This window comes from Novosphingobium sp. (assembly GCF_965228995.1).
Taxonomy (GTDB): domain Bacteria; phylum Pseudomonadota; class Alphaproteobacteria; order Sphingomonadales; family Sphingomonadaceae; genus Novosphingobium.
Genome location: NZ_OZ245852.1, coordinates 240,658 through 253,113, shown reverse-complemented (window position 1 = coordinate 253,113; position 12,456 = coordinate 240,658). Strand labels below are relative to the sequence as shown.

The following is a 12,456-nucleotide window of genomic DNA, read 5'->3' as shown; positions in this document are numbered from 1 at the left end:
GTCTAATCAGGCAGGCGCCAGTCGATCGCGCCGCTGCCATGTTCTTCGAGGAATGCATTTGCCTGGCTGAAATGCCGGCATCCCAGGAAGCCGCGATGGGCCGAGAGCGGGCTGGGATGCGGGGCTTCGAGAAGGAGGTGCGGCCCGGCACTGGCCTCCCGAATCAGCGCGGCCTTGGAACGCGCATGGCTGCCCCAGAGGAGGTAGACGCAGGGCGAGGTGCGCTGGGCGACGGCGCGGATGGCTGCATCGGTGAACAGTTCCCAGCCTTTGCCCTGATGCGAGCCGGCCTGTCCCGCCTCGACCGTGAGCACCGTATTGAGGAGCAGCACGCCGCGGTTCGCCCAGGCTTCGAGATGGCCGTGCGCGGGCCGTGCCAGGCCGAGATCGGCTTCCTGCTCCTTGAAGATGTTGAGCAAGCTGGGCGGGATCGCCACGCCGCGCTGCACCGAAAACGCAAGGCCATGTGCCTGTCCGGGACCATGATAGGGATCCTGTCCGAGAATCACGGCGCGAACCGATGGCAGCGGGGTGTGCGCAAGTGCGGCAAGCCGTGTTCCGGCCGGCGGATAGATCGGCTTGCCAGCAGCTTCCTCGGCGCGGAGGAAACCGCCCAGCGCACGCATCGGGCGGCCCGTCAGAACGGATTCCAGCGCGGTGCGCCAGGTTTCAGGGATTGCGGTGGTTGTCATGGCCAGCCCGGCCTAGAACGTTTGCTGCAGTGCGGGAATACCATTTGCATGGGGACGCTTCCCCTTGCTATCCGCAGCACCGTATCGTTCGTTGTGCGCGTGGGGATTCCGGTATGAAGATCGCAATGGTGGGCTCCGGCTATGTCGGGCTGGTATCGGGTGCCTGCTTCGCCGATTTCGGCCATGATGTGGTCTGCATCGACAAGGACGCGAGCAAGATCGACCGGCTGCTTGCAGGCGTCATGCCGATCTACGAGCCCGGGCTCGCCGAGCTGGTGGCAACCAATGCGCAGGCGGGCCGCCTTTCGTTTTCAACCGACCTTGCTGCCTCGATCGATGGCGCGCAGGCGATTTTCATCGCGGTTGGAACGCCTTCGCGGCGCGGTGACGGCCATGCCGACCTTTCCTACGTCTATGCCGTTGCGCAGGAAATTGCCGACGGACTGACCGGTCCGGCGGTCATCGTTACCAAGTCGACGGTTCCGGTCGGCACCGGTGACGAAGTGGAGCGGATTATCCGCGCAAGCCGTCCGGATGCCAAGTTTGCGGTTGTCTCCAACCCCGAGTTCCTGCGCGAGGGCGCAGCGATCGGGGACTTCAAGCGGCCCGACCGTATTGTGGTGGGCGCCGAGGAGGAATGGGAGCGCGGCGTGATGACCGAGGTCTATCGCCCGCTCTTCCTCAACAAGGCTCCGCTGCTTTTCACCGGACGCCGGAGCTCCGAGCTCATCAAGTACGCCGCCAATGCGTTCCTCGCGACCAAGATCACGTTCATCAACGAAATGGCGGATCTCTGCGAGAAAGTCGGCGCAGACGTGCAGGATGTGGCGCGCGGTATCGGACTGGATAACCGCATTGGTGCCAAGTTCCTCCATGCCGGACCCGGCTATGGCGGCAGCTGCTTCCCCAAGGATACGCTCGCGCTGCTCAAGACCGCCGAGGACTATGCAAGCCCGGTGCGGCTGGTCGAAGCTGTGGTGCGCGTCAACGACAGCCGCAAGCGCGCGATGGGCCGCAAGGTGATCGAGGCCATGGCGGAAGCCGGTGTCGGCGAGCCGCGCGGGCGGCGGATTGCCCTGCTTGGCCTCACCTTCAAGCCCAACACCGATGATATGCGCGATGCGCCCTCGATCGCGATCGTGCAGGCGCTGCAAGATGTGGGAGCGCAGATCGTCGCCTATGATCCGGAAGGCATGGAAGCGGCTGGCCCGCTGTTGCCCGACGTGACCATGGCAAGCAGCGCTTACGAGGCTGTGACTGGCGCCGATGCCGTGGTGCTCGTGACCGAATGGGACGCCTTCCGCGGCATCGACCTCGATCGGGTGGCGCAGCTTGTGAGCAGCCGCGTGCTGGTCGACTTGCGCAACGTCTACAACCCCGATCAGGTGCGTGCCGCCGGATGGCACTACAGCAGCGTCGGACGGAAGTAACTCCACGCATCGGCCCGATTCCCGCGCTTGCCGCCACCGCCCCGAACGCCTAAGCGGGGCGAATGGCTGTTTATCTTCATGAAGAAGACCTGCCCGAGGGCGTGCTTGCGCCGGGCCCGGTCGCTGTCGATACCGAAACGATGGGGCTCATCACCACGCGGGATCGGCTCTGTTTGCTGCAGATTTCCGATGGGCATGGCGACGAGCATCTCGTGCGGTTTGCTGCGGGGAGCGACTATGCTGCGCCCAACCTCAGGGCGGTGCTCGCGGATCCATCGCGGCTCAAGCTGTTTCACTTTGCCCGCTTCGATCTGGCTGCCATCCACTACTACCTGAAGGTGATGGCAGAGCCGGTGTTCTGCACCAAGATCGCGTCCAAGCTGGTGCGGACCTACACGGACCGCCACGGCCTCAAGGAACTGGTGCGTGAACTGCTCGGCAAGGAGATTTCCAAGCAGCAGCAGTCCAGCGACTGGGGCGCGCCGACGCTGAGCGATGCACAGCAGGACTATGCCGCGTCCGACGTGCGCTATCTCCATGCGATGCATGCCATTTTCGTCGAGAGGCTGGCGCGCGAGGGACGTACCGATATAGCGCAGGCCTGTTTCGAGTTCCTGCCGACGCGGTCGCTGCTCGACATCGCCGGCTGGGCCGATCGCGACATCTTCAGCCACGAGTGAGGGCTTGCAGGTGACGTTCGCCAGACAGCCAGCGCGATGACCCAGAAGGCCGATAGCCTGCGCGGTCGCCGGCAGCATTTCGCTGCGCCAGGCGGCTTCCACGACCGTATGGTGAAGCTCGTGGCAGTGGGCCTGCCCGCGGCGATTGGTGCGCTGCTGGCGGTTCTCGTGATTGCCCCGTTCTCGCCGCGCGGGGACATCAGCTTCCTGCTCGATCGCAACAAGGTGGCAATGGTCAACGACCGGCTGCGTGTGGTGAGCGCGATGTACCGCGGACAGGACGATTCCGGCAGAAGCTTCTCGGTCACGGCGGGCAGTGCAGTCCAGCATTCCGAGACACGGGACGAGGTCGAGATGCGGGACATCACCGCGCGGGTCATGTTGAACGACGGACCGGCCAGTCTGACGACCGGTGCGGGGCTCTATGACTTTGCCAGGCAGAAGATCGATGTGCCGACTCCGGTCAATTTCGAGACTTCGGACGGCTACCGCATGGTGACGGAAGGTGCCGATATCGACATCGGCAAGCGCCGCCTCGTCAGCCAAGGACGGGCGGAAGGGCGCATTCCTGCTGGCACTTTTTCGGCCGACAGGATAAGCGCCGATCTCGAAGCGCGGACCGTCACACTTGATGGCCATGCGCGCCTGGTGATGGAGCCCGGCAAGCTGAAGATGCCATGACGACATTGATCGAAGCCTTGAAGGCCAGTCGGCCCATGCGATCTCTTGCACTCGGCTTTGCGGCGAGCGCAGCGCTGGTCGCCGGCGCGCAGCATCTGGGTGCGCAGGCCATTGCAGCGCACAACAGCAAGGCCCCGGTCAATTTCGGGGCCGACCGTATCGAGCTCATGGATAAGCAGAACCGCGCGGTTCTGTCCGGCAATGTCGAGATTACGCAGGCTGATCTCACGATGCGCGCTGCGCGGACCACGATGGCTTATACCGACGCCGGTACGTTGCAGATCCAGCGGATCGACGCGACCGGCGGCGTGGTGGTGACACGCGGCAACGAGCGGGCGACCGGCGATGCTGCGGTCTACGACTTCAACGCAAAGATCATCACGATGGTCGGCAACGTCGCACTGCGCCGGGGTTCCGACACGTTGAACGGCGGGCGGCTGGTGATCGATCTCAACACTGGCGTTTCGAACATCGATGGCCGGTCCAGCGGCGGTGCGGCAAGCCTTGGGGCAGCGACTGGCCAGGGCGGAACCGTGCGGAGCGGCGGCCGGGTCAGCGGCAGCTTCAACCCGCCCAAGAACTGACATCGACAGCTTCGCACAGGGCCTGAGAGCGGACCTTGCGGGGCGGGCCGGCGCAGGCTGCGCAACGTGTGCCCCTCGGTTCTGTGAAAGGTCAACTCGCCGCGGGTCAGAATGAGGCGACCACGCGCTCGGTAACGTTTGGGAGCGTTGCAATTGCAACATTTATTGTGCAAAGCAGCATTCAATATGAATGCATCGGCGATCCGCGGGATGGGCGTCGGGGCATTTCGGGCTGGCGTGCCTCTGGTCCACAGCTGGTGTCAGCGACTTTGCTTAGGTTGGAGGTGACCCATGAATGTCGAAGCGAAGTTGACGCCGAGCCAAGAGGCTGAGCAGCAGATCAAATCGGCGTTCTTCCCTGAAAGTGAGATCGACAATTTCAGCCGTCTTGACGGGACGCTGATGATGTACGCCAAGGTCAACGCGTTGCTGCGGGATGATTCCGTAGTGCTCGATTTCGGTGCCGGTCGCGGCGCGAACATTTCTGAATGCCCTTCGGTGTTCCTGCAGAAGCTCCAGATCTTCAAAGGCCGCTGCGCTGAATCGCATGGCTGCGATATCGACCCGGCGGTTCTGGAAAACCCCTACATCGACGAGGCGCGCGTTCTTGGTCCGGACTTCAAGCTGCCCTACGAGGACAACAAGTTCGATCTCATCACGTCGAGCTGGGTGTTTGAACATGTCGAGGATCCGCAGATCGTCGCATCGGAATTGCTGCGCGTGCTGAAGCCAGGTGGCTATATCTGCGCCCGGACCCCCAACAAGAACGGCTACATTTCAATGGCGTCCCGCATGGTGGATAACACCAAGCACGCTACGTTCCTGAAAAAGATCCAGCCCTTCCGCAAGGAGGAGGATGTATTCAGGACATTCTATCGGATGAACACGACCCGGCAGCTTGAAGATGTTTTCGGTGATCGGGCTGATGTGCTGACGTTTATGGACTCGGCCGATCCGTCATATCACTTCAACAAGAAGTTTATGTACCGCATGTTCCTCGGCCTGCATAAATTTCTGCCGTCTTATCTTGCGGCGACGCTGTTCATCTTTATCCGTAAAAAGTAATAATCAAACGATTTTTCTTTTGATAAATTTACAAAGTTCGACCTTTTAAACATTTGGAGTTTTAACAGGCGGTAATAAATTTATGCATCCTTCGGGCGATAAATAAAAAACGTTTCTATCAAAACTTAAGTGCCTACATCCTCTAGAGTGAAGGACTTATGTATGAGAAGAATCGGTATCGCCGAAAGAGTGCGGATCCACGCACGCAGCATCTGGTTCCATAAAGTTGTTGCGCCACGTTATTACTCTAAAATTCGTCCAGGTGATATTGTGATCGATTGTGGCGCTCATATCGGGGACATTACCCAATGTTTCTTTGATCGAGGCGCGATCGTTCATGCGTTTGAACCGCATCCCGAGGCGTTTGCACGGCTTTCCAGCCGCTTTGCCAATGAGCCGAAGGTTCACTGCTACAACCAGGCAGTGAGCAAGGAGGCTGGTCGACTGAAGCTATATCTGGCCCCCGATGACGATTCGATGGGCGCCGTGCAGGCTTCCTCGCTCATGGCCGAGAAAGACAATGTCTCGACGGATCGATTCGTTGAAGTCGAGGTGATTCGTTTGACGGATTTCCTGACCGGCCTCGGGCACGTGCGCTTCCTGAAGATGGATATCGAAGGCGCCGAGTATGATGTGCTCCCGGACATGATCGACGCGGGCGTTCACAAGAACGTTGATTTCATCGTCGTTGAGACGCACGAACGCAGCATGGGTCTGAAGCCGAAGCATGCAGCCCTGCAGGCCAAGATTGCCAAGAACCGAATTTCTAATATCGATCTGAATTGGCTTTGATTCCCAATTGCGTGAGAACATCTCGATGCTTCCGCGATGTTTTGATGCAATGTTTCATTCTTGTTTCGCAGTGCGGTAGCTTCTTGTGCGACTGCTAAAGAGCGAGTAGGCTTTCAAGGTACACGATGTCGAAGAACGGATCAGGCATTCTGCCCTTTTACCGAGTGTCTTGCTCTGTGCCGGAATCGGGCCGCGCATCGGGAAAGTCCGGTCGGCATTCCGCATCCGTGTTCAAGTTCGCTGCGCGGATTGCGCCCAACGCGGGTCTGGTTCCTGTTGCCCAGGAGCGTGCATGATGAAGGCTCCACATGTCGTTGCCGTGGGCCAGTTGCCACCTCCCGTCAGCGGATTCTCTTACATTACGGAGCAGACGATTGCTGCAGCCAGGGCGGCGGCGGCCGAGCTCGTCGTGAATAACATCGCCTCGCGACGAGGAGCGTCAGGCATTGCAAAGCATCTCTCCCGCATTGGCGAGAGCTTGAAGGCCTGCTTCTCGATCGCCCGCCATGCGCGGTCGCCCGGCCGGGTCTGCTATGTTGCCTGCGAGGGCGGGCTGGGGCTTGTCTACACGCTGGCGATTATCGGCACTGCCCGGCTCTCGGGCTACCGTATACTGCTCCACCACCACAGCTTTGGTTATATCACGCAGCGCAACGCGCTGATGAGCACCATCCAGAGCGTTGGCGGTACGGCGCTTTGCAATGTCTTTCTTGGCGAGGCGATGGAGCGCGGCTTCAGGGCTGCGTATTCCAGCCGGGCACTTGCTGGCATGGTTCTCAGCAACGCTGCATTCGTTCCCCCGGTCGAGGCGGCGGAGACGGGCAGGCAGGGGCCGCTCGTTCTCGGGCACCTGAGCAATTTGACCCGGGAAAAGGGCCTGCATATCTTTCTGGATGTGCTGCGCGCAGCAGTCGCGGCGGGCGAACCCGTCCGCGCGGTGTTGGCCGGCCCGGTTGCGGACCCTTCCGATCGTGCGCTGATCGAGAGCGCGAGTGAGGAGTTCGGAGCGCGGTTGGACTATCGCGGGCCGCTTTACGGCGAGCAGAAGGATGCGTTTTACCGGGATATCGATGTCTTCGTGTTTCCGACGGAGTACCGGCACGAAGCGCAGCCGACCGTCCTGTTTGAAGCCCAGGCCGCCGGCTGCAAGATTGTCAGCTTTGAGCGCGGCTGCATCGCCGAACAGGTAGAGCAGGACGGGCTGGTCATCGCGCAGAATGGTGACTTCATTGCCGAGTGCCTGGGCTGGCTGCGCGCCAATCGGGACGAGGTCCGCGCGGATCGCGCCGCGACCCGTGCGCGCTATGCCGAAAAGTATTGTGCCGCGCGCACGACGGCCGAGAACCTTTTCAGTTTGCCGGGCACAGTGGCGGCGCCCTCCCTCAAGGCGGCGGCGATGCAACAGTGAGCAGCACCAGGCTCAACGCGCTGGCGCTCTATGCCAATTTCATCGTGCTCGGCGTTATCGGGATCGCGATCAACCCGTTGATGGTACGCGCGCTGGGCATCGAGCAGTTCGGCATCTGGAAATCCTGCCTGCGCCTCCTCGATCTGACAACGGTGGCCGACGGGCGTGCCTCGCAGGCCCTGAAGTGGATCGTGGCGCACCGGGACCACGAGGAGGATCCGGTCGAACGACAGCGCGACATCGGTGCCGCGATCGTCATCTGGATGTTGTGGATTCCGATCCTCTTCATCGCGGTCGGATCGATCATCCTGTTCCTGCCAAACCTCGTGTCGGGCGTTCCCGCAGCCAGTCTGCCAGGCGCCCGCTGGCTTTCAGCGCTGCTTGGTTTCAACATCGTGCTCGGCGGTGTGCTCGGAATTTCGGATGCTGCTCTGGTGGGAACCAATCAGGGCTACCGGTCCTATGTTCTGACCACCGCGTTTCTCGTGTTCTCCAACTTTGCAATGCTGCTGGCGGCGTGGGGCAAGTTCGGCCTGATCGGTGTGGGCGCGGCCACCGTGCTGGGGTCGTTCCTCAACGGTGCCATCACCTGGATCGTGGCGAGACGGTTCATCAAGTGGTGGGGCATCGCCTTCCCCCGGCGAAGCGACGTGATGCGCGTGCTGTCGTTCAGCAACTGGACGATGGTCGGATCGCTGATCCAGTCCCTGATGCTTTCGACCGAAGTTCTGGCGATCGGCTACGTTGTCGGTCCGGCCGCGGTCAGTCGCTACACCTTCACCTCGTATATCTCGACGTTTGTCATGTCGATGTGCCTCATGACGGGTTCTGCGGTGACACCCAAACTGGGCGCGATGGTCGGTCGCGGCGATTCTGCAGGCGCAGCGGCCCTGCAAGATCGGACGCGGGAAATCCTGCTCGCGCTGCTAACCGTGGGGGCGACGGGCCTGATTCTTTGCAACAGGCCGTTCGTGGAGAGCTGGGCCGGCAAGGATTTCTACCTCGGCGATCTGGTCAACCTGGGGGTCGTGGCCGTTCTGGTGCAGCTTTCCCTGATCCGGTTCGATTTCCAGATACAGGACATCGGCCTGCGCATCGGCCCCAAGGTTGTCTGGTCGGGCGTGACCTCCGTGCTTGCGCTTGCGATCGGGGCGGGGCTGTTCCGCATGACCGGCTCGCTACCGTTTCTGTTCGTCGGCATCCTGCTTGGCCGGGTCCCACTGCACTTGATTTTCCCGCGTCTGGTGTCCAACGTCATCCCTGGCCACAACCGGCACTTGGGTGGAACGATCGCAATGCTGGCAACGGTAGCGGGGGCCTTTGCCCTGTCGCAGGTCTGGCACGTTGAAGGATGGTTGGGCTTTGCCGAAGCGGCAACGGCGGCCCTCGTACTTGGCGGTCTGGCCGCATTCCGGCTCGTTCTAACCCCAGGCATGCGCCGCGCGATCGGCATGATGGCCTTGGCACGCTTCAAGCAAAGGGCTGCACAATGACGAAGCGGATCGTAGACAGGCAGCGGCTGTGGCTGTTCGTGGATCCGGTCGTCATTCTCCTGTCGCTGGCGTTTTTCCTGATTATCCGGCCCGGGTTCGATCTCATTGTCGCCTTGCCGTGCCTGATCGGGATTTATGGCTACATTGCCTATTATGTCCTGTCGTCGGTTGAGGTGGTGCAGGGCATCAAGATCAGACTGACGGTCGAATTCGGGTTTGTAGCGTTCTACTACATCCTCTTTTTCCTGCCGTATCAGCAGGAGCTGTTGGGCATCGGCGCGCACTACTACGAGAGCGCGCTGGTTGCGGACGGGTATGCCGAAGGTGCCAACAAGGCCATGCTGCTGGCGCTTGCGGGGATCGCGGCCTTTCACCTTGGCAGCATTCTGGTGCCGCGCAGTCGACCTAACACTCAGACCATCGTAGAGTCGAATAGCGCTTACATACCCTTCGATCTGGTGCTGGCTGCAGTCCTGGTGGTGTCGTTTGCGGCTTTCATCTTCTTCGGCCTCGAACCGGACGATCTTGCTCGATATCAGCAGGCGGTTAACCGTGTGACCGAGGACGCGTCCCCGGTGGTCAACGGTCTCTACGCGCTGACCATTCTGCTTTGCCTGATTGGTGTGTCGCGCATCATCGTGCAGCTCTATTTCCGCCGACGCCTGCAACTACGGCATTGGGTCATCATAGCGGCAGTCAGTTTCTGGATGCTGTACATCCTCATTCACGGGGATCGTAACAACTTCCTGGTCGTCGCCCTCGGCGCTGTAGGTGGATACGCGGCCTTTTTGCGTGAAGTCCGGTGGCCGATCCTTCTGGCAGCGGTCATCCCGGCGCTCATCGTTTACAACACCATCGAGATTTATCGGCAGGCAAGTGACCAGGGTTGGTCAGGCCTCGAGCAGGCCTTCACAGATGCAAGCCACCGGGACGACGACGAGAGCAGCTTTGCGCTGACCACGATGACCGTCCGTGCCACTTTCGATTTCGCACCGGACCCGGAGCCCTATGCCGGCGGCTACTACAAGCTCGTCGGTTTTGGAGGGATCGTGCCGCTGGTGCGCGGTATCATCATCGGGAAGAGCGAACGGTTCACCGACACGTCGCAGGTCATTGCCTACTATGTGCTTGGACCCGATGCGAATTGGAGCTTGGGCTCGAATCCCCTTTCCGATCTCTACCTTGATTTTGGCCCGGCTGGTGTTGCGATCGGGTTGGCATTGCTGGGCTATGTCTCGGCGCAAACCCGAAACTACATCGCCAAGAATGGACCATCTTCGCCGCGCATATTCCTCTATGTCGCTTTGCTTGCGATGATGAGCGAAGTGCCCCGTTACACCATCGACTTCCCGGTTCGCATCGTGGTGTGGGGCAGTCTGGTCTACTGGCTTTATGGAGTGATCAATCCGGCGGCCCGTATCGCCACGCACCGGCGAAGACGCGCCGCGGTCGGCATCCCGGCCGGCCTCGTCAGCAATCGATGAGAAGCGAGCAGCATGTTCAGCGTCATTAACCGTTTGCGGGCGGTATTGAAAAAGAACCTCCATCCCGAGCGCTATGCGCGCGATATTGGTGTGACGTTGGGCAAGGGTTGTCGGCTGATCAAAGTCGATTTCTCGACCGAGCCCTATCTCGTGACGCTGGGAGATCACGTCAGCGCGACGCAAACCCGATTTGAAACCCATGACGGCGCGGTATGGGTATTCAGGGATCAGTTTCCCGAGATTGACCTGGTTCGGCCTATCACCGTCGGCAACAATGTGTTCATCGGGTATGGAAGCATCATTCTGCCCGGCGTCACCATCGGCGACAATGTCGTGATTGGCGCAGGCTCGGTCGTTGCCCGCGACATTCCGTCAGATTGCGTGGCCGCCGGGGTTCCTGCGCGCGTCATCAAGTCAATCACCGAGTATCGTGACAAGGTGGTTCCAGAAGGTTCCCCCACCAAGAGCCTCTCGGATGCCGAGAAGCGCGCCTACTACCTGAAAAAGTTCAGGGGTCGATAACCCATGGCGCTCAAGGTTGCGTTCCTGATTCCCGGATTTTCTGATGGCGGGGCGCAGCGGCAGTGCGTGCTGCTGCTGAACGCATTGCAGGCGGATCCCGATCTCGATCTGCGACTCATCCATTTTTACGATGGCGTGCATTTTGATTTGCTGCGCCATGATCGGTTGTCCGTTCAGCGCTTTGACAGCGGATCGAACTATGATCCGAGGAAAGTGTGGCGCGTCTGGCGCGCGCTACGGCGTGATCCACCTGAGGTTCTGATGACCTGGCTGCATGCTTGCGATGTTTATGGCTATGCGCTGCATCGCCTCATGCCCGACATGGCTTGGGTGATGACGGAACGCGATTCCGCCTATCCGAACGAGATGCGATACAATCTGCGCCGAAAGCTTGGCCGATATGCCGATGTTATCGTGGCAAACTCGGTCAAGGGCGCCGCCTATTGGCAGGCTGCCGGAGCGACATGCCCGATCGAGACGGTGCCGAATATCGTCCTTGTTGGCGGATCGGAGGCGCCAGCGCTTCCGCCCGTCCCACGGGTCGTCACGATCGGCCGCCTCGAGCCCCAGAAGAACCCGCGGACTGTCGTCGAGGCATTCGCCATGCTCGCTACAGAGCACACGGCCCTCGATCTTGCGGTGATCGGCGGAGGCGCCGAAGAGCCCTCGCTAAAGGCGCTGGCTGCCGCCGAGGGAGCAGGCGAGCGGATCGAGTTCATGGGGTTCCGCAAGGATGTCCCCGACCAGCTTGCGAACTCGACGATCGTGGTGAGCATGAGCCACAACGAGGGTCTGCCGAACGTCCTGCTTGAAACCGTGGCTGCTGGCCGACTTGTCGTCGTGTCCGATATTCCCGAGCACCGCGAGCTTTTTGGTCCCGACTACCCGCATTATGTGGCTCAGCGTACAGATCCGTCCGCTGTTGCTGCCGCGGTAAACCGTGCCCTGCGCGCGCCGGGAGAGGCCCGGCATCTGGCCTATGCCCGTGCTCGGCTTGACATGATGAAGCCTGAAATTGTCGCCGATCGATATCGCTCGATCATAACGAGCGTGGCGGAGCACAAGAAATGAGAATGATCTTTCGCCTGATTGAACGGCTGACGTTCTACACCGTCAAGATGCTGATCGTCCCCTTGGATTTCTTTTTGCCGCGTGCCTACATGGCGATCTATATCGTTATGTTGAAGCGGTTGGGTTTGAAGATAAACGGCACACCGCGATACATTTCCAGCTGGGCACGGTTTGATGATTTCGGCCTGATCACCATTGGCGATCGTACCGTCATTTCGATGTTCGTGAACTTCCTGACCCATGACTATTCGCTCACCACGGCCTTGATCGCCAATGGCAAGGCCCCGCCCACGGACGTTGCGATCAGGCAGCCGATAACGGTCGGCGACAATGTCTTCATCGGCATCAGCGCACTGATCATGCCCGGCACCACGATCGGCGATAATGTCATCATTGGCGGAGGGAGCGTTGTCCGCGGTGACGTCCCGTCCAATTCGATCATGATTGGTAATCCGGCAGTCCGCGTTGGCAGCCTGACCGATAATCCCGAGCGCTGGCTGCGCCGCCTTGAAGGCGGCGGGGTGAGTTTCGACAAGTTCTGAGGGCGGTGCGCT

At 60.5% G+C, this 12,456-nt stretch carries 13 protein-coding genes; 12 read left to right on the top strand and 1 reads right to left on the bottom strand.

Translation table 11 applies throughout. From position 1 onward, the window contains the following. Positions 1-2: 2 nt before the first annotated feature. Positions 3-692: a uracil-DNA glycosylase gene (ung, locus tag ACO056_RS01145; RefSeq protein WP_421850582.1), complete on the bottom strand. Its 690-nt coding sequence runs from the start codon at positions 690-692 to the stop codon at positions 3-5. A 113-nt stretch (positions 693-805) separates the two neighbouring features. Here ung and ACO056_RS01140 point away from each other — a divergent pair, with 113 nt between their 5' ends. The 12 genes from ACO056_RS01140 to ACO056_RS01085 all read left to right on the top strand — a co-directional run bounded on the left by ACO056_RS01140 (position 806) and on the right by ACO056_RS01085 (position 12,444). After that, positions 806-2,122, top strand: coding sequence for a UDP-glucose dehydrogenase family protein (locus ACO056_RS01140; protein ID WP_421850579.1), 1,317 nt, complete (start codon positions 806-808; stop codon positions 2,120-2,122). Positions 2,123-2,184: 62 nt separating this feature from the next. Then, a complete protein-coding gene (locus ACO056_RS01135; RefSeq protein WP_421850577.1) occupies positions 2,185-2,802 on the top strand; it encodes a ribonuclease D in 618 nt (205 codons plus the stop codon). A gap of 36 nt (positions 2,803-2,838) precedes the next feature. Further along, a complete protein-coding gene (locus tag ACO056_RS01130) occupies positions 2,839-3,483 on the top strand; it encodes an LPS export ABC transporter periplasmic protein LptC (protein ID WP_421850574.1) in 645 nt (214 codons plus the stop codon). A 35-nt stretch (positions 3,484-3,518) separates the two neighbouring features. After that, the gene (locus tag ACO056_RS01125; protein ID WP_421850571.1) at positions 3,519-4,067 is read left to right on the top strand and encodes an LptA/OstA family protein; all 549 of its coding nucleotides are present in this window, start codon (positions 3,519-3,521) and stop codon (positions 4,065-4,067) included. Positions 4,068-4,358: 291 nt separating this feature from the next. Beyond that, on the top strand, positions 4,359-5,132 hold the full coding sequence (locus ACO056_RS01120) for a class I SAM-dependent methyltransferase (protein ID WP_421850568.1): 774 nt from the start codon (positions 4,359-4,361) through the stop codon (positions 5,130-5,132). A gap of 162 nt (positions 5,133-5,294) precedes the next feature. Continuing rightward, complete coding sequence (locus tag ACO056_RS01115) at positions 5,295-5,924, top strand: FkbM family methyltransferase (protein WP_421850565.1); 630 nt, start codon at positions 5,295-5,297, stop codon at positions 5,922-5,924. A gap of 292 nt (positions 5,925-6,216) precedes the next feature. After that, complete coding sequence (locus tag ACO056_RS01110) at positions 6,217-7,332, top strand: glycosyltransferase family 4 protein (RefSeq protein ID WP_421850562.1); 1,116 nt, start codon at positions 6,217-6,219, stop codon at positions 7,330-7,332. Further along, entirely contained in the window at positions 7,329-8,825 is a 1,497-nt protein-coding gene (locus ACO056_RS01105; RefSeq protein ID WP_421850559.1) for a hypothetical protein, read from the top strand. Before ACO056_RS01110 ends, ACO056_RS01105 begins: the two co-directional genes overlap by 4 nt. Beyond that, the gene (locus tag ACO056_RS01100) at positions 8,822-10,309 is read left to right on the top strand and encodes an O-antigen polymerase (protein ID WP_421850556.1); all 1,488 of its coding nucleotides are present in this window, start codon (positions 8,822-8,824) and stop codon (positions 10,307-10,309) included. Before ACO056_RS01105 ends, ACO056_RS01100 begins: the two co-directional genes overlap by 4 nt. A 12-nt stretch (positions 10,310-10,321) precedes the next feature. Continuing rightward, entirely contained in the window at positions 10,322-10,831 is a 510-nt protein-coding gene (locus tag ACO056_RS01095; protein WP_421850554.1) for a DapH/DapD/GlmU-related protein, read from the top strand. Positions 10,832-10,834: 3 nt separating this feature from the next. Continuing rightward, on the top strand, positions 10,835-11,902 hold the full coding sequence (locus ACO056_RS01090) for a glycosyltransferase (RefSeq protein WP_421850550.1): 1,068 nt from the start codon (positions 10,835-10,837) through the stop codon (positions 11,900-11,902). Positions 11,903-11,904: 2 nt separating this feature from the next. Further along, positions 11,905-12,444 carry an acyltransferase gene (locus ACO056_RS01085; protein ID WP_421850546.1) on the top strand — a complete coding sequence of 180 codons (540 nt, stop codon included), beginning with the start codon at positions 11,905-11,907 and terminating at the stop codon, positions 12,442-12,444. Positions 12,445-12,456: the final 12 nt, after the last annotated feature.

Bases quoted from the DNA above. Each gene is read 5' to 3' on its own strand.
- ung (WP_421850582.1), bottom strand. From the start codon at position 692: ATGACAACCACCGCAATCCCTGAAACCTGGCGCACCGCGCTGGAATCC.
- ACO056_RS01140 (WP_421850579.1), top strand. From the start codon at position 806: ATGAAGATCGCAATGGTGGGCTCCGGCTATGTCGGGCTGGTATCGGGT.
- ACO056_RS01135 (WP_421850577.1), top strand. From the start codon at position 2,185: ATGGCTGTTTATCTTCATGAAGAAGACCTGCCCGAGGGCGTGCTTGCG.
- ACO056_RS01130 (WP_421850574.1), top strand. From the start codon at position 2,839: ATGACCCAGAAGGCCGATAGCCTGCGCGGTCGCCGGCAGCATTTCGCT.
- ACO056_RS01125 (WP_421850571.1), top strand. From the start codon at position 3,519: ATGCGATCTCTTGCACTCGGCTTTGCGGCGAGCGCAGCGCTGGTCGCC.
- ACO056_RS01120 (WP_421850568.1), top strand. From the start codon at position 4,359: ATGAATGTCGAAGCGAAGTTGACGCCGAGCCAAGAGGCTGAGCAGCAG.
- ACO056_RS01115 (WP_421850565.1), top strand. From the start codon at position 5,295: ATGAGAAGAATCGGTATCGCCGAAAGAGTGCGGATCCACGCACGCAGC.
- ACO056_RS01110 (WP_421850562.1), top strand. From the start codon at position 6,217: ATGATGAAGGCTCCACATGTCGTTGCCGTGGGCCAGTTGCCACCTCCC.
- ACO056_RS01100 (WP_421850556.1), top strand. From the start codon at position 8,822: ATGACGAAGCGGATCGTAGACAGGCAGCGGCTGTGGCTGTTCGTGGAT.
- ACO056_RS01095 (WP_421850554.1), top strand. From the start codon at position 10,322: ATGTTCAGCGTCATTAACCGTTTGCGGGCGGTATTGAAAAAGAACCTC.
- ACO056_RS01090 (WP_421850550.1), top strand. From the start codon at position 10,835: ATGGCGCTCAAGGTTGCGTTCCTGATTCCCGGATTTTCTGATGGCGGG.
- ACO056_RS01085 (WP_421850546.1), top strand. From the start codon at position 11,905: ATGATCTTTCGCCTGATTGAACGGCTGACGTTCTACACCGTCAAGATG.